Consider the following 24137-nt stretch of genomic DNA (forward strand, 5'->3'; position numbering starts at 1 on the left):
CAAAAAACTCTTCCTTCAACTGCCCCCAAAACAAAAAAAGCGCCCGGTCACCCGGGCATCCCACATCTCATTTTTTCCTATTTTCCAAATATCACAAAACGGTTATCCCTTAACATCTTCACAAACTTGGCCAGCCGTTCATACAGCGGCTCGGCCTGGTCTCCGAATTCTTCCCTGACCAGCGCTCCAATGGCAATGATATTTCTGTTTCCATCCATCTGCTTCCAGACAAAGCTTCCGAACCGGTCCAGCTTTACATGGCTCACCCTGGGCGTGACCCACAGCTTCTGGGCCAGCTTATCAAAGATTCCCTTGTGCACCATATCCACGGTCACGATTCCCTGCTGGTCCTCTTTCCATGAGAACTCAGGGTTTCTGACCGGTACCTTTTCCAGATAATTCTGGTCTTTTTTCTTATTGAAGCCCAATGTAATCCTTCCTTCCATCTCCTGCTGTTCATAAACATGCACAGGGCGCCAGGATTCCTGACACCCCATGCACACAGAACCCGCACTGTTATACCAGTATGGTTATTTCCTGTTCTCTTTATGCCAGATGGTAAATTTACACATGGTAAGCATCAGTAACCCAAAGACAATAAGTGATACAATCTTTGCCGCCGGACTTACCAGAAAAGCACCTAAGCCGTTATCCAGGGCAGACAGATTGATAAAATCGCCCAGATACCCGCCCCGCGCGCTTGCAAGGGGGATGATGGCGAATACAGCCAGCAGGATTCCGACCAGACCTTCTCCCGCAATCATGCCCGATGTATAGAGCACGCCCCGGTCAATGGCCTCTTTCTTATCCTCCTCCTTTGCGTATTTACGCTTTTCATACCAGTGGCGGATGAGTCCACCCACCATGATGGCTGCCGTGGTCCTCAGAGGCAGATATAAACCTACTGCTACCGGCATTACCGGTATCCCAAGGATCTCAATGACAACGGCAATGGCTGCTCCTGCCAGAATCATGTTCCATGGAAGGTTGCCGTCCATGACGCCCTCTACCACAGTCTTCATAATCATGGCCTGAGGAGCCGGAAGTTCCGCCGAGCCATAGCCCCAGGCCTGGTTCAGAAGGTAAAGTACGCCGCCGATGGCAATGGCAGAAGAAACCACGCCAATCAGCTCTCCCATCTGCTGGTTCCTTGGAGTGGAGCCAACCAGATAACCTGTTTTTAAATCCTGGGAGGTATCCCCGGCAATAGCTGCAATAACGCAGATAACACCGCCGATGGAGATAACGCCCATCATGCTCTCATGGGTGGCGCCGGACACGGCTTTAAGCACCAGCGCCGATACCAGAAGTGTGGCAATGGCCATACCGGATACCGGGTTATTGGAGGATCCGACCAATCCCACCAGACGTGAGGACACGGCCGCAAACAGGAAACCAAACACTGCAATCAGCATGGCGCCCACAAAATTTACAGGAACAGCCGGCACCAGCCATATGATTACCACGGCAATGAGGACGCCTATGAGTACCACATTCATAGGAATATCCCTGTCCGTGCGCAGAGTGGAAGCCTGACGTCCGCCCTTTAAGTCCCGCATGGCATCCCTGAAGGTATTTACAATCATGGGAAGGGACTTAATCAGGCTTATGATGCCTGCCGCTGCCACGGCGCCGGCGCCGATGTAACGGATATAAGAGCCCCACATAGCCTGGCTGCTCATCTCGCTGATCAGCACATCAGCCGGTGCAAAGGGCGCTGTGAGTCCGCTTCCGAACAGCTTGATAATGGGCATCAGAATCAGCCATGATATAATGCCTCCCGAAAACATGTAGGAGGAAATCTTTGGACCGCAGATGTAGCCCACTCCCGCAAGGGCAGGAAGCACGGAAATACCCACGCCTCCGCCGTATTTTTGGATATCATAATCCACATCGCTGGGGAACAGCTTCAGGCCGTCAGCCACAAACTTGTACAAAGCGGCAATTCCCATGCCCGCAAATACAACGCCTGCCTTGGAACCGCCCTGCTCTCCCGCAATCAGTACCTCGGCACACGCCTGGCCTTCCGGATAGGGAAGCACCCCGTGCTCCTTCACAATCAGCGCCTGGCGCAGAGGAATCATAAACAGCACGCCCAGCACGCCTCCGCACAGCGCAATCAGCGCAATCTCAACCAGGGAAGGCGCGCCCTCTCCCCACTCACTCATCCACATAAACAGGGCAGGCAGGGTAAAGATGGCTCCTGCTGCCACAGATTCACCGGCAGAACCAATGGTCTGCACCATGTTGTTTTCCAGAATAGAATCCCTTCTGAGGATTACCCGGATAACGCCCATGGAGATAACTGCCGCAGGTATGGATGCGGACACGGTCATACCGACGCGAAGGCCCAGATAAGCATTGGCAGCACCAAAGAGAACAGCCAGAAGGATACCCAGGATCACAGAAACCGCGGTTACTTCCGGAACCACCTTGTCCGCCGGTATAAATGGTTTAAAACCATTTTCATCTTTCATGTATCTATCGCTCCTTTCGTATTGACCACATAAAAACCGGATATTTGGGCTCTTACGTGAGATACAAGCCAACCCTGCCGAGACAGGACGGCTTGTATCTTATCCCCGTAATTATAGCATCCTTCAGAAAAAATTTCCACAATTTTTGTGTAAATGGTAAGAATTGCATTAATTTTTTTAATTTTTCCATCATTTTTATTTAATAAAACGGCCACATAACCTTACAAAACAAAGTGTTTTCTCTGTTTTGTGGCCTGTGGCCGGAAAAAATTTCCGAAATCCATTATTTTTCACAATCAAACACAAGTCCCCAGGAAGCCCTTATATCATCCATAAGTCTAAGAATGTCCAGTGTGTCCTCTTTCTTAAGTACATCACTGGAGGACATACCCAGCCGGACGCACCTGTTTACTTCCCGTATCTGATACTCAAAGCCATTTACCTCAAAAGGAAAATCCATGACATATTCCTCCCCCTTCATGGGACGGATAATCAGCCGTTCTGCCTTCTGGTAATCCGGCAGATAAATGGATCCCCCGGATCCGAACACGGCTGCTTCCCTTGGCATATCCATGCCGATGGAGGCGGTAGCCGCCGCCCTGAAACCGCCCGGATATCGGAGCAGAACCGTGCTGTAATCATCGGTGCCGAATTCATTCAGATGATACTCCGATGTAACATGTTCCGGCTGTTTATCTCCCATAACCATGCGCAGAAATCCCAGGTTATAGATGCCCACATCCAGAAGAGCGCCTCCGCCCAGCCCGGAATCAAACTTGCGCGCCTTCCTTGCCCCTTCAGCCACAAAGCCGAAATCACACCTGGCAAATCCCACCTGGCCGATAACTCCCCCGTTTATCAGCTCCTGCATCTTTTTCAGGGCCGGAAGATGGCGGATCCAGAAGGCTTCCATGATGAACAGGCCTCTTTCCTCTGCCGCGGCGAAAAGACGTTCCCCTTCCTTTACATTGGTGGTAAAGGGCTTCTCACATAACACATGCTTTCCCGCTTCAAGACATGCCATACAGTTCTCATAATGCATGTTGTTGGGAGTCGCCACATAGACCGCGTCCACCTCCTCGTCTCTGAGAAGCTCCTCATAAGAACCGTATGTCCTGGGAATTCCGTATTTCTTACCGAAAGCCTCCGCCTTCTCCCGGGAACGGGAACCGCAGGCCGCCAATCGGTCCTCCCCCTTCATACCGTTTACTGTTTCAGCGAACTTTGCCGCTATGGTGCCGGTTGCCAAGATTGCCCAATTCATATAAGATGCCTCCAACTGTTTTATTTACTCAAAATTTTCAATCAAATATACCCGCAGGCGAGTCCGATACAATATTTAACGCTTCATCTTATGCTTTTTCCTGTACATGTAAGTGTCCGCCCTGGCCAGCGTGCTTTCCAGGCTCACATCCTTACCCGGGTCAAAGAAGGCATAGCCTGCCGCAATGCCCGCCGGAAATACATTCCCGTCGCTGTAAGCCTTCACAGCCCTCTCCATGGCCAGAATTCCACGGGTCACCTGCTCCTGTCCCAAACCGTCTAACTGGACCACAAACTCATCCCCTCCAATGCGGAACAGGGGCGCCCCCGGAAACGCTTCCCGTATAATGTCAGCGGACCTGCGGATGTATTCGTCCCCCTTGTCATGGCCGAAGCGGTCATTGACCCCCTTGAGGTCATTGAGATCGCACATCAGGAAACCGCTTCCCGGTATCTCCTGCGGATGGCTGTTCTTGTGCTGCAGCATGTGTTCATATGCCAGCCTGTTTCCGACACCCGTAAGTCCGTCCCTGTCACGTTCCACCTTAAGCGCCTTTGTTTCAAGGATTTCATCCGTCACATCCTCCACCACACAGCGGATGGGATGTACTGCTGTTTTGCATGTTATTTTAATCCACCGGGTTCCTTCCGCGGTATCCATCTTTATCACACCGGGACCTCCGTCCCGGTGTGAGGCAAGGCTCTTTAGGAAACGTATGAATTCATCCTTATCCCGGGAAAACAGGTGCTCCTGCTCCTTTGTAAGCCTTAAAAGCCTGGGTATCTGGCTGGTCATAAGCACCTTGGAGGAACGCCCTGATATCTCAAAGGCTCCCACAGGAAGTTCCGACAATTCTATGAGCTTGGCATGCCTGGCAAACCACTGGCTGGTAAACACAGCTATGATAAGACCGGCTGCCAGGGAAAGAACCAGGGAATACTCCAGTATCTGACCGATTCTGCGCGGAAACTGCAAGAGCACCGGCTCCTCCATAAGTCCGATCAGGTACCACTCATCCCCTTCAAACGGGGTATTGTGGTAGTACATCCCCATCTGGTTCACGCAGGCGTTAATCTTCCGGCCGGTCCGGTCCGTGTTCAGCAGGGTATATATGGAATTTTCCTTGTCCTTAAGCTCCATCTCAAACTTGCGGTCCTGCCCGGCCAGCTGTCTCTGGAGGGCGCCGTAAGTAACCGCTGTCTCTTTCTTCTCCCGCTCCGACCGGTATCCGATGACATAACCGTAGGAGTCCCCTGTCTGAAGTTCAGAGGCAGGAAGGAACCGGTACAGATAGCTCACGGATATCTCCACGCCAAAGACAGCCAGCACCCTGCCGTCCTGGCCGAACAGTGGCACGGAATAGGTAATCACATCCTCATCTCCCTCGTTTACCTGAAAAGGGGGACTCCAGTATCCCAGCCATTTAGAGCGCCCGTTTTCCGCTGCCGCGCTCCAGGGCTTTTGGAAAAAATCGCGGTTTTCTTCATTGACCTCCAACCGGAAGTTCCAGTTAGCCGTGGTGGAAATTTTCATCTTTTCGGCTACATTCCATGGGCCGATGAGCATATACAGATTTTCATTCTGGCTGCTGTTGCGGTCCGGATTATTATTCCTGAAATACAGGGCGGCCAGGGAACCGTCCGTCTCCCCCTCGTCCGGCAGTATCAGGAACACGCCGGTGGTCTTTGTGTCGTACAGGGCATCCAGGACCTCAGGCGCCAGCGCCTCCAGCATGCGGTCCGGCTGTCCCTGATATTCCAGCCCGTCCGGACTGTCAAAATACCGGCTTATGGTATCCGTATGATGGCTGAAATTAGTCCAGACATTCTTCATCTGGTTCTCCAGATTATTCCTGCGGCCCTTTACCTTTTCCGCAAATATGCGGTACTGGTTGGCCTCTGCCTGTTCCATCACTCCCCCTGCCACCATAAAGGACACCAGAAGCACGCTTTGCAGTACCAATGATACCACAAATGCTATGGTCAGCTTAAATGCTATGGATTTACTTCTGAATTTTCTGTCCATCTGTCTTACCAGCCATTTCTTTTAGGAGTGTTTCATACCAACGGTCAAAATGCTCCTCGTCCAGCAGTTCTCTTTCCACCGACTCCCTGCTCTCACCTTTTTCCATCCTCTGCTTCAGAGTTTCCAAATCCACATTCACACAGTTCTCCAGGGATGAAGAAAATATCTGGTCCATATCATAAGATCCCAGAAAGGTCTCCCGGACATATACATTGTGGTTTTTCAGGGCATTAAGGGAGGTCCGGATGCTCTGCTCCACTGCCTGGACATTGTCCCGGCTTTCCACATGGGACACCAGATCTGATACGGATTCCAGAGCCTTCTCCTGCACAGGCAGATATCCCGTGGCCACTGCAAAGCGTATATTCTGCTCCGGCTGTGTGAACCATTTAAGGAACCGGACCGCGGCCTGCTGGTGGCTCTCATCTGAGGCAAACACCGCCATGTTGGCCCCTCTCTGTCCCATATAAGGCGTACCATCCTGAAAAACAGGATAGGCATAGCTTTGGCAGGAAATGGGATGGGACTGTTTTTCATCCTCAATCACCAACTGCGGAAAGAAGCCTGCGCCTGCCGAGGAGCCGATATAGGCCATCAGCCTTCCGCTTTTAATGCCGTCCTGGTTGTAGGTTCTGCTCTCGTACCAGCCCTTTATATGGGGTACATAGTATGCGTCCCATACCCTTCTGGCCGTGTCCCTGGAATAATTGAATTCAGGCCCATCCTGCGTCCAGCGGATACCCTCTCCCAGCTGGGCGGCCGACAGTGCGGCAAAATCATTGAATGCGTTCATACCCAGGAACGGACTGCCCCCGGACCATTCATAATACATGCCCGCCGCCTGAGCCAGACCCTCCCAGGTCTTAAGCATCTCCTTGTCCGCGCCTGTTTCCCCTGCAAATGTCTCCCAATCCGTTTCATTGAGATAGAGAATCTCCGTGGATTTTGCCACCGGAATCATCCGGTGAATGCCGTCTCCTTCCCAGACTCCCTCCTTCAGGAATTCGGACCGGTAAGCATCCAGTTCTTCCTCGGTAAAATAGTCATCCAGATGAACCAGAGGCACGATCCCGTCCAGCCTGTACGCGCTGTCCGGGTAGGATGAAAATATATCCGGCAGCGGGTCTGAGCCTATAACATGGCTGGCGGATGCGTACAGCACATCATCCAGCTCATTGCTGGAGCCGTATCCCACCGGTTCCACTATAATTCCCTGCTCCATACCCACAGTCTCGTTAAATTCCATCACCAGGTCGTCAAAGGCGCCCTTGGCCACCGCGTTATAGGAATGCCAGAGCACTACCACCACGGGTTTTTCATTTTCTTCCTTTTTTCCATCTCCGGCCATACAGCCGCCAAGCCCCAAAGCAGCGGCCATGACAGCCGCCAGCATAAATACATATAATCTGCGATTCATAATGAATTACCTCCCCGTGCAGTCCCCCCATGGCAGGCACAGATGCCGCCATTCTCCAAACACGTTACATCTTAAGTATAACACGCGGCACGGCCTGCTGTCTATTCTGGATGTATGATAACAGAACCTGAGCCGCCCCTGGTTCCGGGTATATCGGGATTCCCAGCTCTTTAACCTTTGAATCCAGGGTCTTTACCAGCATAGGACCGGAGGCTGATGTTTTATTTTATTATGGAATTTCTGAATATGCAAGAAAAATATGGCGGGAATATCCGCAGAAAAGATTGGTCTGAGTCAGAAAGAAAATGGAGAAGGCGAGCGGTATGAAACAGAATCCGCCGAAAGAAAAAGACAGGACCCCCATGGCCCTGCCCTGTTCTTTTTATGCCTCTCTGCCTGAATGTGAGTAAAATGTAATCAGATACAGGCCACACAATCCCACCAGCGCATAGATTATCCTGGTTACCCATGAGGCTGTTCCGAAAATCCATGAAACCAGGTTGAAATTAAAGAATCCTACCAGCCCCCAGTTCACTGCCCCAATCAGGGCGATTGTAAGAGCGGTATAATCCAATGCCTTATTACCCATCGCATGCTACCTCCTTGTCATGAGCATTTTGCGCCTGTTTTCCAGGCACTTATGCAGCTTACTATACGCTGGTAGTATGTACCGTTTTGTGGAATTCCATACATTTTTTGCTGTTTTTCATGATTGATGTTTCAATCCGATGACGGCGCTTCTGCCGGTCAGTCCTGCTTGTCCTCCGCGGCAGCCTCTTTCATCTGCCGGATTACCTCTTCCGGAAGTATATCATACAGACGGTTCCGTTTAAGACCGGGCTGTTCCAGATATTCTTCCCTCAGCATACCGTTAACCCGGTCCAGCTCCTCCTTTAGTTCCCTGGCTGAGATAAGACGGCATCCCTGGCCCAGGATGATGACCTGCTCCACTCCGTCGGAGGTGGCCACGGACACATCGAACCTGCGGGCATTTTCATGGGCGAACTTCTCGATATACTGGTCCGCTGTCTCAGCCTCCTTTGTGTAGACCACCTGGATATTGTGGTATTCAGAAACCTCTGTGGCATGTCCCGTCACCCGGTAGGCGTCAAAAACAACCATAAGACAGCACTTGCGTATGGCCTGATAGTTGCAGAGCAGATCCATAAGCCTGCCTCTGGCTCCGTCCATATTGTCCTGTGCCAGCTCCCTCAGCTCCTCCCAGGCAAAAATAATATTATAGCCGTCCACCAGAAGATATTCCTGTCTGGCCTCCTGCTTCTGGTAGGTACGGGTCACCGGGCCGCTGTAGGCTGCAGCACTCCTGCTTCCCCTGCTCTTGCCTGGATATCCTTTGCGCGCTGACTTATCCCGGCTGTTGGCATAAAAGGTGCGCTCCAGTATCGCGTCAATTTCATCCGTACCCAGCCATACCTCTGAGGATTCTTCCTGTCCGGCAGAGGATTGCCCCGGATGCCTGCCGGAAAAAGGATTCCTCTCACCCTCCATCTCCTCCCCATCAGGGGATTCTATTACAAGACCGCTGTCCACATGCATGTATTCCTTCACCTGGTCCCAGCTTACCACAAATCCGGCCCCATGGGCGCAGAACACGGATCCCGTGGGATTTTCCGTATCTCTCTCCGGGTCATAGCCGGTCTGCCCGATAATTTCCCGGCTGTTATGACAGGGCTCGTATCCTTTCAGCGCACATGCCAGCCTTCCCTGTCCCCTGGTATAGGACATAACCTCTGCCTGATACCCCCGCATGGCGGCGACCGGAGCCTGTCCCGTGAGGACGGCCTGTCCCTGCCTGTTTTCCTCGATAACGCAGGTCCCGCACCGCTTTTCAATATCGGTCATGGCGCGCCCAATGGACGCCTCCGGCACTTCCAGGCGGAAGGTATACCACGGTTCCAAAAGAATGCAGGAGGCCTCCATAAGCCCCTGGCGCAGGGCCCGGTAGGTAGCCTGCCTGAAATCTCCGCCCTCCGTGTGCTTGTTATGAGCCCTGCCCGCCACAAGGGTGATCTTCATATCTGTTATGGCTGCCCCGGTCAGAACCCCCCGGTGTACCTTCTCTTCCAGGTGGGTCAGCACCAGGCGCTGCCAGTTCCTGTCCAGGTCATCCTCGCTGCATCTTGTCTCAAACTGGAGTCCGCTTCCCCGCTCTCCCGGTTCCATAAGAAGATGGACCTCCGCATAATGGCGAAGGGGCTCAAAATGACCCACACCCTCCACGGCGCCAGCGATTGTCTCTTTATACACGATGTTTCCTGTGCCAAATTCAACCTGTATGCCGAAACGCTCTTCAATCAGGCTCTTTAACACCTCAATCTGCACTTCTCCCATCAGCTGCATGGATATCTCTTTCAGTTCCTCATTCCATACTACCCGCAGCAGGGGATCTTCCTCCTCCAGCTGGCGGAACTTTGGCAGCATCACAGCCCCGTCGCAGCCCTCCGGCAGTTTTACCTGGTAATTGAGCACCGGCTCCAGCACCGGAACCATGGAATCCTGCCCGGCTCCCAGTCCCTGCCCAGGATAGGTCCTGGTAAGGCCGGAAACAGCGCAGATGGTTCCGGCCTCAGCCTCAGCCACTGTCTCATACCGGTCCCCGGAATATACGCGGATCTGGTTTACCTTTTCCTGCCATGTCTCGGATGGCTTTTCGGTATTTCCGCCGGATATAATTCCCTTTACCTTAAGGCTTCCGCCTGTAATCTTTAAGTGGGTCAGGCGGTTTCCCTGGTCATCCCTGGAAATCTTGTACACCTTTGCCTCGAATTCCTGCGGATATTCCGGCGCCAGGGCCCATTTACGGATTCCACCTAACAGCTCCTCCACCCCGGTAAGTTTAAGGGCAGAGCCAAAAAAACATGGAAAAAGCCGGCGTTCCTTAATCAGACGGCGTATCTCATCATCATCCACATCCCCTGTCTCCAGATATCGCTCCAGCAGCTTCTCGTCACACATGGCAGCGTGTTCCGTGAATTCTTCTGTCCCCGCACCGGCAAAATCCGCACATCCGTCGTCCAGACGCTTCTGCAGCTCCCTCATTCGCTGTTCCCGGTCCGTACCGGGCTGGTCCATTTTATTGACAAAAAGGAAAACAGGTATCCTGTATTTTGCCAGCAGACGCCATAAGGTTATGGTATGGCTTTGTACTCCGTCCGCGCCGCTTATGACCAGCACCGCATAATCCAGCACCTGGAGCGTTCTCTCCATTTCCGCGGAAAAATCCACATGGCCCGGCGTATCTAACAGCGTCATGGGCATTCCCTCCCACGTCAGAGCTGCCTGCTTTGAGAAAATAGTGATGCCCCTGGCTCTCTCAAGGGCATAGGTATCTAAAAATGCATCCCTGTTGTCCACTCTTCCCATCTTGCGTATGCTTCCTGCCAGATACAGAAGCGCCTCCGATAATGTAGTTTTTCCGGCATCCACATGGGCCAGAATACCAAGTACTATTGATTTCATATCCTGTCTCTCTTCCTGCTGTCTTATGTCCCTTAACATGGCTTTACATCCACCGTATTGTCGTTAAGAGTGGTGGCTGCTCCTATATCGGACAGCCGTTCATGGTGGAGGGCATTGACCAGAAGCCCGTCCTTTGTAAAGGTCCTGTCGTAAACGCCCTCGGCCGCGGCCGTTCCTTCCGCCACCAGAGGCGTGATTTTCGCGGTAAACTCCACCTCTGCCAGATCATTAAAGGCTGTAACAAGACTGCCGTCCCCGATGTTTCTTGCTGCCGCATCTTCTGGATGGAGCATCAGCGCCATAGGGCCCCGGCCTGACTTTAAATCCTCCCTGTCCATAAAGACTGAATTCAGCGTATATGCGCTGGGCACCGCCACCAGCCGCAGGGGGTATGTTCCCCCGTGGCATTTAACATACCGGGGCATGGACTCCTCCATGTTTTCATTATAAATCATCATTTTACCGGAAGGCGTCCTGAATCTTCCATGGTCTGCAAAGGCTGTGGATACAGCTCCCCCCTCCCTTAATATACGCCATTCCTCTTCTGAGATACAGGATAGCCCCTCCATGGGATGGGCCAGAAGCTCCTCAAACATCTCTTCCTCTGTCTTCTTAAAATATGCCTCCTCATATCCCATGGCCTGAGCCAGCAGGCAGAAGGTGTTCCAATTGCTCTTACTCTGTCCGGCCGGCTCGATGATTTTCCTGGCTGTCCCAAAGGTACAGTATCCGTACGCTGTATACACATCAGTCTGTTCCACGGAAAAGGCGGCGGGCAGAAGGATGTCCGCATACATGGCCGTATCTGTCATGAACCGCTCATGGACCACCGTAAATAAATCTGGGCGCAATAGTCCCTCCATGATTCCCTTCTGACAGCAGACAGAGGCCACCGGATTGCCTCCGTAGACATAGAAGCTGCGTATGGGCTTCTCTCCCCTGTTCCCTGTAAGGGCGGAGGCAATCTCATTGATGTTCACCCTGCGTCCCGGTTTCTTCCTGAAATCCGGCCTGGTGACCAGCCGGTTGTCCACATAGGGACCAGCCCCCGGATTACAGCCGCACAAGCCGCCTCCGGGACGCCCCCAGGCTCCTGTATAAGCGGACAAAATGGTGATAAGGCGCGTGGTCATTCCACCGTTGCCATAGCGGGAGGGACCGCTTCCCAGAATGATGGCCGGAGCCGCAGCTGAGGCGTATTCCTTTGCCAGGTCCGCAATTACCTCTGCGGGGATGCCTGTCTCCTTTTCCGCCCAGGCAGGGGTGTATGGGGAAAGAGTCTTTCTGAACGCCTCATATCCTTCTGTCTGATGGGCGAGGAAATCCCTGTCCGCCAGGTTTTCTTCCTCCATCACATGCATCATGGCCAATGCCAGGGCGCCGTCCGTGCCCGGACGAATCAGAATGGTCTGGTCGCAGTATACATCCATATCTGCCGCGCAGGATTCTATGAGCACCACCCGTTTTCCTTGACTGCGCGCCCGGATCAGTGCCGGCATGGACTGAAGCCTGGTGGCCTTCATATTGCTTCCCCACACCAGGTAAAAGCTGCTGTCCGAAAGCTCCCTAGGATCCAGACAGCCTGTCTGCCCCATGACCGCCTCATAGCCTGCTCCCTTTGCGGAAGAACACAGTGTCCTGACCATGTCACAGGCACCCATCCGGTTGAAAAAGGCATCCCCGCATTTGCGCTGCAGGACGCTCATGACCCCTGAGTAATACATGGGCAGGATAGCATCAGCCCCGTCTTCTTCCAGAATACGGTTCCACCTGCCTGCAATCTCCTTTACCGCCGCATCCCAGGTTATGGGTTCAAATTCCCCCTCTCCCTTGGCGCCCACCCGCTTCATGGGTGTAAGAATCCGCTCAGATGAATGGATGGACTGCTCATAGCGCTGCATCTTCCTGCATATCAGCCCCTTTGCAGCCGGATGGTCCGGGTCGCCTTTCACACTCAAAATCCGGGTTCCGTCTGTTTCTGCCAAAAGTCCGCAGGATGTGGGACAGTCGTAGGGACAGATTGTTTTTCTTATATATGATGCCATCTTTTGTCACTCCCTCTATTACCGCGCCCGGGGCATCATCCGGCCTGGCAGATTGCGGTCTGGTATGGACCGGCACAATCCGCCGGACCCTGCATGGTCCGGGCCTATTACTGCCTGAATTCCGGGCGCTGTTATCTGATATTAAGTATAGCCAGCAATCGCTTTTCCGTCAAACTAATTTTCCTTCCCCTCCAGGCCTGTGCTGCCTTCGGGACTCACCTGTACCGAACAGTGTTTGACCTGCGGGAATCTTGCTTCGATGGTATCGTGGACTTCCTTTGCAATTGTGAATGCCTGCTCCAGCATAAGGCTTTTGTCTGCTTCAATCTCCAGGTCAACATATATCCTGGAACCGAAAAGCCTTGTTTTCATGGAGCCCACACGTTCCACTCCCCGTGTATCTAACGCCGCCTGCTCTATGGATCTGACGGTCTCCTCGTCACACGCCTTATCCACCATCTTATCCATGGAATCCCTGAACACATCCAGGGCTGCCTTTACTATGAATATACAGATGACGAAGCTGGCCAACGGGTCCATGACCGGCACTCCCATTCTGGCGCCCAGAATACCGATAAAAGCGCCCACTGAGGACAGCGCGTCGCTGCGGTGATGCCATGCGTCCGCCATCAGTGCACCTGATTTTAATTTTCTGGCCGCAGCCCTGGTATACCAGAACATCCATTCCTTAACCACAATGGATATAACCGCGGCCCCCAAAGCCAGCATTCCAGGAACATTCCTGCTCCCTTCCGGTCCCGAACCAATGGTTTCCACCGCGCTCACCCCAATGGCGATTCCTGTGGCAAACAGTACGGCTGACAGTAACAGAGCCGCCACGCATTCCATCCGCTCATGGCCATAGGGATGTTCCTTATCTGACTTTCTGGAAGCCATGGTAATTCCTGCCATGACAATCAGCGTGCTGAACACATCCGAGGCAGAATGGACCCCATCCGATATCATGGCGCCGGAATGGGCCAGGATACCCGCACCTACCTTGAATACGGAGAGTACTACGTTGATGGCAATGCTGACACAGGATACCCGCATGGCCAGCCCCGCACCATGACTTCTTATCTTTTTCCCTGAAACCTTCTGCTCATTACCTTCTCCCATCTGTGATTTCCTCCCATATATATGACAACCACCTAATCTGACATCCTGCCCCCAAAACATAAAAAACGCCTGGGGGCAATGTAAGTAAACCACTGTCCCACAGACGCTTCTGTCTGCTGCCGCCGCCCGCGGCCCGGCTCCCAAGGCAGTAAACGCCTTTGGCCTGCTCAGTTTGTACTGTAGATTAGATATGCAGCGCAAAGAGTGTCTTTCTGCAGACTGATATGAAAGTCTGTTACTGATAGGATATGAGGAACGTTTCTGTTTGGTGCGGTAATGATTGTAAATTTATCCAAATCAGGCCGTGATAAACGGATGAAAAAAACAGCCGTATCCGCAGAAGGGAACATATCAGTGCCCCTGAAGCTCTGCCCATATGGCTGTTTTCCATTATCTAAATTTCCTGCATGAAGTTTTCAAACGTAATTAAAAGCAAAATTTAAAGCAAATGCTTTCTGAGCTCTGCCCCATCCGCAGCGCTCAGGTAAGCCGGTGCAATGTCGAACACGGTCTTGCAGCCGGACTGCCCTTCCCTGCTCAGACGGTATGCGGCCCTGGCATATGCCGCAATAACAGATGCAGTGAATTCCGGGTTGGAGTCCAGCTTCAGGCTGTATTCAATCACATGTCCGTTCTCGTCATTCCATCCCGTGCTGCCGGTGCGGATAACAAAACCGCCATGGGGAATTCCTGCATGATCACGCATCAGTTCTTCCTGGCTGATAAAGTGCACCGTGGTGTCATAATCAGCAAAGTAGTTCGGCATGGTTACGATGGCTTCCTCGATGGCCTTTAAATCAGCTCCCTCCTCTGCCACCACAAAGCACTCCCTGGTGTGTTTATCCCTGGTGGTAAGCTTTGGCGCTTTTTTGCTTCTCACTGCCGTAAGAGCTGCCTCCACCGGAATAGTGTACTGCCTTGCGTCCTTCACGCCTTTGATTCTGCGGATTGCATCGGAATGGCCCTGGCTGACGCCCTTGCCCCAGAAGGTATAATCACTGCCGCCCGGCAGGATGGCATTGGCATAGAGTCTGTTAAGGGAGAACATGCCCGGATCCCAGCCAACGGATATAATTCCCACATGACCGCTTTCCTTTGCAGCCCTATCCACTGCCTCAAAATGCCGGGGGATATTGGCGTGGGTGTCAAAGCTGTCTATTACATTGAAATGCGCTGCCATTTCCGGGGTCTGTCCGGGAAGGTCCATGGCGCTTCCTCCGCAGAGTATCATCACGTCAATCTGGTCCTTCATGGACAGAACATCCTCTGCCCTGCAAACCTTAGCCCCCTCAGTCAATATGCTGAGGCTGTCAGGATTCCTCCTGGTGAACACTGCTTTCAGCTCCATGTCGGGATTGTGCTTAACGGCACACTCCACACCCCTTCCAAGGTTTCCGTAGCCTAAGATTCCAACTCTGATTGCCATATTTTTATTCTCCTTTGTAACATAATAGTGTGGGTTGTCGGTTTTTGTAAATTATACTACAGCCTTCTTTTCTTGGCAAATCATTTTTTATCACTGCACCTTGACGCAGTGCCAGTTTTTTTGTTACTTTCGCTTTCTCCGTCGGAAGCAGACAGCTGTGCCGCCAATCACCGCAGCAGCGAGGACAGCCCCTGCATACCATTTTAAACCGGATTTCCCGGAATCTTCCCCATCCTGCACTTCCTCCTTTGACGGTTCCTGCTCCGTGTCCGTGACTTCATTTTCTCCCTCCGGCAGCCCTGCTGTATCCTCCACTTCATCTGCCGGCTGGATTTGCGGGTCACTGTCCCTGTTCTTTTCACCCCGGCCGCGGACCTGGGAAGGCGTTGCCTCTTTAAGCATTTCCTCTGCAGTCTGTCCGGCGGCTGCTCCCCCGTCTTTATAACCGGGAGCAGAATACGGAGTATAGGATTCCCGCCTGCGGCCTCCCCTGCCTCTCACCGGCGCCTCCGGTGCGTCAGACTCCTCCTGCGTGCCTGGCTGGGCAGAGGAATTTCCTCCTGATGTAACACCTCCCCCATATCCGCCAGAACTGCTGCCGTAGCTGCCTGTGTATCCTCCTGCATAGCTGTAGCTCCCGCCGTATGAAAAGGTGAGTCCCTGGCCAACGGTCTCCGGTATGGCTATCTTTACCTTGTCCGTCTCACAGCTTCCGCCGGGCCACTCGATGCTGGCCTTCACATAAAAGGAGCTGTCCCCTGACTGGAACCTGTATATGAGATAACCATCCTCCACAATGCTTGTATTCAGCGTGTTTCCGGTCTCCTTCAGGAAATTCTCGTACTCCACTGTCTCCTGCCCGCTCTGTGACGACGCTGCAGTCACTTTGTTCTTTTCCTTTTTCCAGGAATGTCCGCTTTCACTGCGCAGTATGTAAAGAGCGTTGATATCGGAAGGCAGGTTCTTAAATTCCAGCCTGGCAGAACCGCTGCCGTCCGCTCCTAGATTCAAAAGGACCGCCTCTGTCAGCTGGGGCTGTGTGCCGCCATATTCCGGGGTCTGGCTCTCACCGGGAGGAACCGGCTCCGGCGGGTCTATGCGCTCATCGCGGATGTCTGTCTTCTTAAGCCCCACAAAGTCCTTGCCTTCTTCCCATACCAGCATCCCCTGATTTCTCAGGATAATGGCCGGTTCATCCGAAGCATCCCTTTGTATCTGTCCCCGTTTCAGTGTCAGGCATCCTTCCCCCTCAACCGATATCAGGCTTTTTGTTCCCGTTATGAGCAGATTTGGATTATCAATGACAACGCCTGTCTGGGTCAGGTTTTTAGGTGCCAGGATTTTTATGGGTCCCTCAGGTATCCTGATTTCAATGGGGCTGGTACTCGTCTGGCCGTCAGGAAGCCCCAGGGTAAGAGGTTTTGTAATTACCAGATTTTTTGGCAGAACTGCTATGCTGTTTCCCCCCATTAAACGCTGGTCGTACCATTGCTTTAACTGGTCTTCACCTGCAATGTCCACCAGTACCTCCCCTGTCCCCGTGGATGTATCCGCCGTAGGGTCATGTACATCGGCAAAGGCTGTGAAAGCAGTGAGTCCTGCCGCCCCCGGCCCCCCGCACGCAACCGCTGCCGCACACCCCCCGCACAGCAGCCACACCAGGGCAGCCATCCCTGCGGTCATCCTTCCTTTCTTGTTCCTTCTCCTCTTTCCCCCCGTGTCTCTGTCCATTCGTTTCATCCTTTAAATTCCTTTCACACCGTATCACAAAGGGAGCAGCTCATCCTCCAGCAAAATTCCAATCCTGCCGTTGGAAGACAGTATATCCGATGGTCCGGATACATCCACCGCTCTGCCGGCAAAGGTTGTCACCCTTCCCCCTGCCTCTTCAATCAGCAGCATACCTGCCGCAAAATCCCAGGGATTCAGACAACGCTCGAAATATGCATCCAGCCTTCCGCAGGCAACATAGGCCAGATCCACTGCCGCGGAACCGGTGCGCCTGATATCAGAGCACTTGAGGAATACACGCTTGATATCCTCAAAATTCCTGTCTGCCAGATCATGGTTATAAGGGCTGGTTCCAATGGAAATCAGGCTCTGCCCCAAATCCTTGACAGAGCTGACATGGATGGGGTTCCCGTTGAGAAACGCTCCCTTGCCCCGCTGTGCCAGAAACAGCTCATCCTCATAGGGCTGATATATAAGTCCCAGCTCCATCTGTCCCCTGTCACACAGAGCCAGCGAAAGGGCGCTGCACCTGAAATCATGAATCAGGTTGGTAGTCCCGTCCACCGGGTCAAGTATCCATACTGCCCCAGAAAAATCAATGTCCCTGTTATCTTTTTCCTCCCCCATGAACTGTACCTGGGGATACATGTCAAAAAGTCCGCTGCGCATCCGCTCCTGGACCAGGAAATCAACCTGAGTCACAAAATCCGCTGCCCCTTTTACCGTTATCCTGGACGCCCTCTCATGGTCCATAAAAAGGGGCCTCACCGATTTTACCAGCTCAATGACCCTTTCTGCGTTTATCTCCATATGTTTTACCTCCTGCAGCCCCATAATCCGGGACATATTGCATTTAATCGCCTGTCACAGAAGGATTATACCACAGAAACAGCTTTTATGACATATCTTCATAATCCATCAATGGCCAATCCCGCTCAATATAAAACATATCATCCATCAGCAGCCAGTTGGCCCTGAAAAACCGCATCAGCTGCCAATACCCGGCCCCATACAGATTAAATTCCTTGATAAGGTCAAACTTTGCCCTGATGCTCCTTGCATCCTCATACCATACCTCATGCTGGATACCATACTGCCAGTACCGGAAATAAGGAGACATGGCAGTTTCATCAAACCGGATATCCACTCCAAAATCAACTGCCAGCTTCACTGCCTCCAGGGTGCCCAGTGACCTGGCTCTGGTTACTCCCCTTTCAAAAGGAAGGGGCCAGTCATAGCCGTAGTTAGGAATTCCCAGAATGATTTTCTCAGGAGGAATCTCGCTCACCGCATATTCCACAACCTTCCTCACCATATTGATGGGGGCCACGGCCATAGGAGGTCCCTGGCTGTATCCCCACTCGTAGGTCATCAGCATAACATGGTTAGCCGCCTCCCCCAGCAGCCGGTAATCAATGCCCTCATAGAGAAGCCCCCTCTGCTGGGCCGACGTCTTAGGCGCGAGGGCCACCGTAACCGTATAACCGAAAATGTTGAGGACCTGGGTGGCACGGCGCACAAAATCAGCATACTCCACCCGGTCTTCCGCCAGCACATATTCAAAATCAATGTCCAGGCCCTCGTATCCCTTTTCCTGCATCGTGCGTCCCAGCTCCCATATAAGGCGCTGCTGGTTTTCCTGGCTTCTCACCAGGGCTGATACCAGATTATTGTTAAAACGCCCGTCCTCTCCCAGGGGCGTCAGGGTAAGCACCGGGCGGACACCCCACTGCAGAGCCCTTTCTATCATCCACGCGTCATCCGCCATGGGAAGAACCAGATTCCCATCCTCAGTAAAACCATAGGAAAATACATTGATGGCGCTCAGATAAGGCAGAGTATCCTCCAGTACCCCGCTGTCAATAAAGGGATATGCATAACCGCTGGAAAACAGGGGCCTTCGTCCCTCCCCGATCTCCCCGTCAGAGATATAAAGAGCCTGGCCAACGGCCAGGCGGTATGGATATTCTATCTGATTTGCCCAAACAAGGGTCTCAACGGGAATCCCCTGGGATTCTGCGATGGAGTCAACACTGTCTCCCTGTTTCACTACATATATTTTCATGCATTTCATTCCTCAGCCTGAATTTATACAATATATGCAGCACTGCCGGTCTTTAATCCACCAGTCTCCTGGCCATCCACTTCCCGCTTCTTACGCGCAGGAAGGAGAACAATGCTCCCACAGCCCATCCTGTAGGTATGGACCACCATATGGCGCTGGCTCCGATGAAATGCGCCAGCAGGTAGGCAATGGCCACGCGGGAGAACAGGTTCACCACTGAGCTGAGCATAAACGCCCCCATGTCGCCGGCTCCCCGCAGCAGACCATTGCTTACGAACAGGGCTCCCATCAATATGTAAAATACAGATACGGTTTTCATATAGCTGAGCCCGTAGCTCATGGCGCTGCCCTCAGCCCCCTGTTTCAGGAAAAGTCCCAGAAGCTGCGGACCGAACAGGAAAATGATGCTGGTAATAATAAGAGAGAATACCACCACCATAAACATGCTGGCCTTATACCCCTGCTTCACACGGTCCATTTTTCTGGCTCCGATGTTCTGGGCCGCGTAGCTGGACATGGCGTTGGAAAAGTTCATGTTGGGCATCATTGCCAGGGTATCAATCTTAGTGGCAGCCGTATAACCGGCCACAAACACCTTCCCATAAGAATTTACAAGCCCCTGCATCAGCATCATGCTGATGGAGACAATGGACTGCTGGAGCATGGAGGGCACGCCCACTTTGGCAATACGCTCAGCCGAGGACATATCAAAAAAAGTAAATGACTTTCCTTTGGCCGCCTCCTCATTTTCCATTTTTCTCAGGCGGGCTATCAATACAAAAAAGGAAAAAACAGCGCACATGCCCTGGGCTATAAGAGTTGCCCAGGCCACACCCGCCACACCCATGTTGAATTGAATGACAAACAGCAGGTCCAGGACAATATTGGTCAGGGCCGACACCATAAGGAACTTAAGAGGCGTCTGGCTGTCTCCCAGTGCATTGTAGATACCGTTCAGCGAATTATACAAAAACAGGAAAACGGCTCCCCCGAAATATATCCTCAGGTAGGCAAGGGAGTCAGCCATAATGTCCGGGTCTGTTCCCAAAAGGGTCAGCAGAGGTCCCGCGATGATTTCCCCGATTCCCATAATAATAAGTCCAATCACTCCCAGGGATATGAGGGCCGTGGAAACAGTTATCTTCATTTCAAGTATCTTACCTGCCCCGAAAAACTGGGAAATAACCACGGTACAGCCCATGGACAGCCCCGCCGCAATGGCAACGGACAAAAAGACCACGGGAAAGGATGAACCAACGGCTGCCAGGGCATCCTCCCCCACAAAACGCCCCACCACCATGGAGTCCACCATGTTGTAGAGCTGCTGGAACAGATTACCCACGACCATGGGCATTGCAAAGAAAAACAGCAATTTAAGAGGTTTTCCCTCAGTCAGATTATTTACCATATGTACATTCTCCTACTCTGTGTTTATATTCAATTGCATTTTCAGCAATCCGCCGCAGATAATCCTGCTGCTGCCCGCGCTCTTCCTCTGTGAATCCCGCAAAACAAATCTCGTCCCACCTGCCTGATATGCGGTGTATTTCTTCCAGAACCTGATTCCCCCTGACAGTAAGACTTACAAACTTCTGCCTTTTATTCTTCTCGTTGATGAGACGCCGCACCAGTCCCTTTTCCTCAAGCTCAGACAGATTTCTGGCAATCCTTCCCTTGTCCAGGTCAAAATGGGCGCCGATGTCCTCCTGGGTACACTGGTTGTCCTGAAGAAACATAATGATTTTCCCCTCCAGAGGCTGCAGTCCAAACTGCTCTAACTCCCTCCGGATAAACCAAAGCTCACAACGCCGGTATATTCCCGTATACTGATTCATTCTGCTCTCCCTGTTATTTCTATTGTATAATGCAACTGTTGTATCAGTCAACCATTATACACAGCATCCGCCAATTTGTCAACCCGCGGTTCATCCCCCTGCAAAGTGAAACACATTTTAATAAAAATAAAATATTTCTTCCCGCCTGATTATGGTATGATACATCATAACAGCAGCCCCATACCAGAAAGGAATGAAAATCATGATAAGACCTCTGAAAAAAAGCCCGCGCCAGATGGAATGGAAGGCGTTAGAAAAAAAGGAGGGGCGTTTTATAACCGCAGCCCGGCATCAAAAGGAGCCTCTGCTGAACCGGAAGCTGGAGCGTTTTGTCCCGGAAAAACTGGAGGATACCCTGAACCTGGCATTTTATAAGGCATTTGAGCTGATATTCAACCGAGGAACATCCATCATAGAAAAAACATACCGGAAGGAGGATATGGAAAATACCTATAAAGTCAATGCTTACGCCGCAGGGCTGAAGGAAAGCAGAAAGACTATGAAGGCATTTTCCAGGGAAGCCGGTAAGAATAAGGTCAGGAACCTGGCCGCAGCCGGTGCCGGCGGAATCGGCCTGGGAGCTTTGGGCATCGGACTTCCCGACATACCGCTGTTTACCGGCATGGTCCTGAAAAGCATCTATGAAACAGCCATAAGCTACGGATTCTCTTACGATACGGCTGAGGAACAATGTTATATATTAAAGCTGATTTCCACTGCCCTGTCCAGAGGTGATGCGGCTGAATCCGGCAACCGGAGTCTGGACGCCATGGGACGCTTAATCCGCACCGGGACGCCTCTGTCTGAAACGGCCCTGTCTGGAACACCTCTGTCCGGAACACCTCTGTCCGGAACGTTCTCCGGCCAGGACGGCCTTGCTGCTCTTCCCGGCGGACCTGAATCCCATGATACAGCCTCTCTTTGCACCAGCCTTATGCAGCAGGCATCCCATGCCCTTTCCTCAGAACTGCTGTACATGAAATTTTTGCAGGGAATCCCCATTGCGGGAATCATAGGTGGAATGTATGACGCTGTTTATCTCAAACGGATCGCTGATTATGCGGATATGAAATATAAGCGCAGATTTCTGGAAAAAAGCAATCCTGATATATAGGACCGCATATAGGGCAGATATAGGTCAATATAGGACAAACTATATGTTTAATTTGCAAATGTCGGACATTTATGGTAAAATATAGGTAAATTTCAGAAGAAAGCGGGGCTATCAATTATGGATAAGGAAGTATTAAGTTTCGTCGTCGAAAAAACTCACGAATTAATGAATGCAGCATCATGCAGCAAAGAGGCAAAGGCATCCGCCCAGACCTGGCTGGATGCGGTTGGAACTGAGAATGAGGCCGCAGCAACAAAAACATACATTGCTGAGCTGGAAGCAGACATCATGCCGGTTGACGGCCTGATTGGCTTTGCAGAATCTGAGATGGGCGCCCAGGTCTTCGGGGCAGACAAGGCCAAGGAAGTGGCAGCCCATGCAAAGGAAATCAAGGCCGCAGGGGCAAAATACTGTGATTGTCCTGCCTGCGCAGCCGCAGAGGCCATTCTTGAAAAGAAGGATGACATTCTTAAATAAGAATAACAGTTCAGACAAGCCGTATATCGGACATATCGTATATCCGATTCGCATAACATCAAAAGAGTATCCCCTGGAAATGGCGGATGCTCTTTTTTCTTTGCAGCGATGCCGGAATTTAACCATTGACTTTCCGACACAAGTGTCGTATATTTAAAACAGACACGAGTGTCGGAAATTGGCAAAATGAAAGGCAGGTGACAAAAGCACGGGCAAAAAAGGAGACAAAACAAAGGCCGCCATACGGAAAGCGGCACTGGCTTTATTTGTTCAGAAGGGATTTAAGGATGTTACAATGAAAGATATCTGTGAGGCGGCAGGTCTTAGCCGCGGCGGATTATATACGCACTACGGGAGTACCGGCCAGGTATTTGCCGACATCATAGAGGAACTTATGTCAGGCCTTGAAAGCCAGGTTGCCGGGAAAATGGAACGGGGCCTGCCGGCGTCCCTCATATTGGACGAATTATTAGAGCGTTACCAGTCCGAGATGCTTGACCGGAGCGGTTCGTTAGGACTTGCTTTTTATGAGTATTACAGCGGCCTGCCGTTAACAGAGGACAATGCCATGCTGAAGCAGTATTACAGTTCAAAGACAATGCTTTGCAGCCTGATTGAATACGGCATTGGCAAAGGCGAGTTCAGGCAGGCCCATGCAGACGCGGTTGCGGATTTGCTGCTGTTCTCTTATCAGGGCGTGCGGATGCTGAGCAGTATCATGCCACTGGACGATGATAATATACCAGAGGGCATGATCCGTGAAATCAGATCTATGTTGGTAAAGTAAAATTCATGCCAGGAGGTGAATACGGATGAAGCTTAAAATTGCAGGAAGCGGCGGTATGTTTCTGATTCCCAACCCTTTTTGTAAATGCCCGGTATGCCAGGAAGCAAGAACCAAACGGGGCCGGTACGAGCGCTTAGGGCCCAGTCTTTATATTGAGGACATCGGAATGCTCATTGACACGCCGGAGGACATTGCAGTCGCCTGTGAAAGGCAGGGTATTTCCAGGATTGATTATCTTTCCATCTCCCACAAGGATCCTGACCATACGCGGGGCATGCGAATCGTGGAGCCGTTGGGTTATGACTGCATTACCGGCAAGGGAACCCCTATACAGTTCATAGCACTTCCAGAGGTTATAGACGATATCAATGCCTGGAACGGCGATGGCCTGTACTACTATCAGAATATTCTGAACTGCATTTCAATCAACAGGACTAACTATGCTAAAATCGGTTCCATAGAATTACACCTGGTAAATAACAAAACCCATCGTGGCAATATGACATTTTATGTTATATCAGACGGCTCCAAAAAAGCTGTTTACGCCTGCTGCGATGTGAAGCCGTTTGTCCCCAATGAATTGTATTATGACACGGATGTTTTAATCATCGGGCTGGTTTCCGACGACGGCATACTTAAAGACGGGTCCTCTCTTGATTCTGCACCGTTCAGAGACGATATGTTCACCTTGGACGAGATGCTGGAGCTGAAGCGCACATACAGGATAAAGCGCATTGTCATTACCCATATTGATGAGTACTGGGGTAAATCCTATGCTTACTACCGGGAATTTGAAAAAAAGCTGGACAATGTATCATTTGCCTATGACGGCATGGAGATTGTCCTATAGCCGCCGCAGGCCGGAACCCTTTATC

General features: G+C 51.8%; 19 protein-coding genes and 1 riboswitch. Of the genes, 4 read left to right on the forward strand and 15 right to left on the reverse strand.

The window, feature by feature from the left end; all coding sequences use genetic code 11:
• Nucleotides 1-77: 77 nt before the first annotated feature.
• The 15 genes from CGC65_RS18205 to CGC65_RS18275 all read right to left on the reverse strand — a co-directional run bounded on the left by CGC65_RS18205 (nt 78) and on the right by CGC65_RS18275 (nt 20884).
• Nucleotides 78-497, reverse strand: coding sequence for a PqqD family protein (locus CGC65_RS18205; protein ID WP_007038161.1), 420 nt, complete (start codon nt 495-497; stop codon nt 78-80).
• Nucleotides 498-530: 33 nt separating this feature from the next.
• The gene (locus CGC65_RS18210) at nt 531-2477 is read right to left on the reverse strand and encodes an OPT family oligopeptide transporter (RefSeq protein WP_002564814.1); all 1947 of its coding nucleotides are present in this window, start codon (nt 2475-2477) and stop codon (nt 531-533) included.
• A gap of 283 nt (nt 2478-2760) precedes the next feature.
• On the reverse strand, nt 2761-3741 hold the full coding sequence (locus tag CGC65_RS18215) for a Gfo/Idh/MocA family protein (protein ID WP_002564815.1): 981 nt from the start codon (nt 3739-3741) through the stop codon (nt 2761-2763).
• A gap of 75 nt (nt 3742-3816) precedes the next feature.
• Entirely contained in the window at nt 3817-5766 is a 1950-nt protein-coding gene (locus tag CGC65_RS18220) for a sensor domain-containing diguanylate cyclase (RefSeq protein ID WP_002564816.1), read from the reverse strand.
• Nucleotides 5744-7183, reverse strand: coding sequence for an extracellular solute-binding protein (locus CGC65_RS18225; RefSeq protein ID WP_002564817.1), 1440 nt, complete (start codon nt 7181-7183; stop codon nt 5744-5746). The genes CGC65_RS18220 and CGC65_RS18225 overlap by 23 nt, the downstream gene beginning before the upstream one ends.
• Before the next feature lie 382 nt (nt 7184-7565).
• The gene (locus tag CGC65_RS18230; protein ID WP_002564818.1) at nt 7566-7772 is read right to left on the reverse strand and encodes a DUF378 domain-containing protein; all 207 of its coding nucleotides are present in this window, start codon (nt 7770-7772) and stop codon (nt 7566-7568) included.
• Nucleotides 7773-7930: 158 nt separating this feature from the next.
• On the reverse strand, nt 7931-10702 hold the full coding sequence (locus CGC65_RS18235; protein WP_002564819.1) for a translation factor GTPase family protein: 2772 nt from the start codon (nt 10700-10702) through the stop codon (nt 7931-7933).
• A complete protein-coding gene (locus CGC65_RS18240) occupies nt 10696-12708 on the reverse strand; it encodes a molybdopterin-containing oxidoreductase family protein (protein WP_002564820.1) in 2013 nt (670 codons plus the stop codon). The genes CGC65_RS18235 and CGC65_RS18240 overlap by 7 nt, the downstream gene beginning before the upstream one ends.
• Before the next feature lie 174 nt (nt 12709-12882).
• On the reverse strand, nt 12883-13827 hold the full coding sequence (locus CGC65_RS18245; RefSeq protein ID WP_002564821.1) for a cation diffusion facilitator family transporter: 945 nt from the start codon (nt 13825-13827) through the stop codon (nt 12883-12885).
• 90 nt (nt 13828-13917) lie between these two features.
• A riboswitch (NiCo riboswitch) is annotated at nt 13918-14008 on the reverse strand.
• 258 nt (nt 14009-14266) lie between these two features.
• Nucleotides 14267-15253 (reverse strand): diaminopimelate dehydrogenase, encoded by a 987-nt coding sequence (locus CGC65_RS18250; RefSeq protein WP_002564822.1) that lies wholly within the window; start codon nt 15251-15253, stop codon nt 14267-14269.
• 123 nt (nt 15254-15376) lie between these two features.
• Nucleotides 15377-16984, reverse strand: a complete 1608-nt coding sequence (locus tag CGC65_RS18255; RefSeq protein WP_002564823.1) for a hypothetical protein — start codon at nt 16982-16984, stop codon at nt 15377-15379.
• Between the two features lie 33 nt (nt 16985-17017).
• Entirely contained in the window at nt 17018-17794 is a 777-nt protein-coding gene (locus tag CGC65_RS18260; protein ID WP_002564824.1) for an inositol monophosphatase family protein, read from the reverse strand.
• A gap of 85 nt (nt 17795-17879) precedes the next feature.
• Entirely contained in the window at nt 17880-19049 is a 1170-nt protein-coding gene (locus tag CGC65_RS18265) for a glycosyl hydrolase family 18 protein (RefSeq protein WP_002564825.1), read from the reverse strand.
• Nucleotides 19050-19101: 52 nt separating this feature from the next.
• A complete protein-coding gene (locus CGC65_RS18270; RefSeq protein ID WP_002564826.1) occupies nt 19102-20457 on the reverse strand; it encodes an MATE family efflux transporter in 1356 nt (451 codons plus the stop codon).
• Nucleotides 20447-20884: a MarR family winged helix-turn-helix transcriptional regulator gene (locus CGC65_RS18275; protein WP_002564827.1), complete on the reverse strand. Its 438-nt coding sequence runs from the start codon at nt 20882-20884 to the stop codon at nt 20447-20449. Before CGC65_RS18275 ends, CGC65_RS18270 begins: the two co-directional genes overlap by 11 nt.
• 202 nt (nt 20885-21086) lie before the next feature.
• On the opposite strand from CGC65_RS18275, the gene CGC65_RS18280 reads away from it, so the two are divergent.
• The 4 genes from CGC65_RS18280 to CGC65_RS18295 all read left to right on the forward strand — a co-directional run bounded on the left by CGC65_RS18280 (nt 21087) and on the right by CGC65_RS18295 (nt 24112).
• Complete coding sequence (locus tag CGC65_RS18280) at nt 21087-21998, forward strand: EcsC family protein (protein WP_002564828.1); 912 nt, start codon at nt 21087-21089, stop codon at nt 21996-21998.
• A 117-nt stretch (nt 21999-22115) separates the two neighbouring features.
• Entirely contained in the window at nt 22116-22475 is a 360-nt protein-coding gene (locus tag CGC65_RS18285) for a hypothetical protein (RefSeq protein WP_002564829.1), read from the forward strand.
• Nucleotides 22476-22716: 241 nt separating this feature from the next.
• Nucleotides 22717-23262 (forward strand): TetR/AcrR family transcriptional regulator, encoded by a 546-nt coding sequence (locus tag CGC65_RS18290; RefSeq protein ID WP_080548729.1) that lies wholly within the window; start codon nt 22717-22719, stop codon nt 23260-23262.
• 25 nt (nt 23263-23287) lie between these two features.
• Complete coding sequence (locus CGC65_RS18295; protein WP_002564831.1) at nt 23288-24112, forward strand: MBL fold metallo-hydrolase; 825 nt, start codon at nt 23288-23290, stop codon at nt 24110-24112.
• The last annotated feature ends 25 nt before the right edge of the window (nt 24113-24137 follow it).

Origin of the sequence: Enterocloster bolteae (assembly GCF_002234575.2) — a bacterium.
Taxonomy (GTDB): Bacteria; Bacillota; Clostridia; order Lachnospirales; family Lachnospiraceae; genus Enterocloster; species Enterocloster bolteae.

Coding starts and splice junctions, on each gene's coding strand:
- CGC65_RS18205 (WP_007038161.1), bottom strand. CDS start 497: ATGGGGTGTCAGGAATCCTGGCGCCCTGTGCATGTTTATGAACAGCAG.
- CGC65_RS18210 (WP_002564814.1), bottom strand. CDS start 2,477: ATGAAAGATGAAAATGGTTTTAAACCATTTATACCGGCGGACAAGGTG.
- CGC65_RS18215 (WP_002564815.1), bottom strand. CDS start 3,741: ATGAATTGGGCAATCTTGGCAACCGGCACCATAGCGGCAAAGTTCGCT.
- CGC65_RS18220 (WP_002564816.1), bottom strand. CDS start 5,766: ATGGACAGAAAATTCAGAAGTAAATCCATAGCATTTAAGCTGACCATA.
- CGC65_RS18225 (WP_002564817.1), bottom strand. CDS start 7,183: ATGAATCGCAGATTATATGTATTTATGCTGGCGGCTGTCATGGCCGCT.
- CGC65_RS18230 (WP_002564818.1), bottom strand. CDS start 7,772: ATGGGTAATAAGGCATTGGATTATACCGCTCTTACAATCGCCCTGATT.
- CGC65_RS18235 (WP_002564819.1), bottom strand. CDS start 10,702: ATGTTAAGGGACATAAGACAGCAGGAAGAGAGACAGGATATGAAATCA.
- CGC65_RS18240 (WP_002564820.1), bottom strand. CDS start 12,708: ATGGCATCATATATAAGAAAAACAATCTGTCCCTACGACTGTCCCACA.
- CGC65_RS18245 (WP_002564821.1), bottom strand. CDS start 13,827: ATGGGAGAAGGTAATGAGCAGAAGGTTTCAGGGAAAAAGATAAGAAGT.
- CGC65_RS18250 (WP_002564822.1), bottom strand. CDS start 15,253: ATGGCAATCAGAGTTGGAATCTTAGGCTACGGAAACCTTGGAAGGGGT.
- CGC65_RS18255 (WP_002564823.1), bottom strand. CDS start 16,984: ATGGACAGAGACACGGGGGGAAAGAGGAGAAGGAACAAGAAAGGAAGG.
- CGC65_RS18260 (WP_002564824.1), bottom strand. CDS start 17,794: ATGGAGATAAACGCAGAAAGGGTCATTGAGCTGGTAAAATCGGTGAGG.
- CGC65_RS18265 (WP_002564825.1), bottom strand. CDS start 19,049: ATGAAAATATATGTAGTGAAACAGGGAGACAGTGTTGACTCCATCGCA.
- CGC65_RS18270 (WP_002564826.1), bottom strand. CDS start 20,457: ATGGTAAATAATCTGACTGAGGGAAAACCTCTTAAATTGCTGTTTTTC.
- CGC65_RS18275 (WP_002564827.1), bottom strand. CDS start 20,884: ATGAATCAGTATACGGGAATATACCGGCGTTGTGAGCTTTGGTTTATC.
- CGC65_RS18280 (WP_002564828.1), top strand. CDS start 21,087: ATGATAAGACCTCTGAAAAAAAGCCCGCGCCAGATGGAATGGAAGGCG.
- CGC65_RS18285 (WP_002564829.1), top strand. CDS start 22,116: ATGGATAAGGAAGTATTAAGTTTCGTCGTCGAAAAAACTCACGAATTA.
- CGC65_RS18295 (WP_002564831.1), top strand. CDS start 23,288: ATGAAGCTTAAAATTGCAGGAAGCGGCGGTATGTTTCTGATTCCCAAC.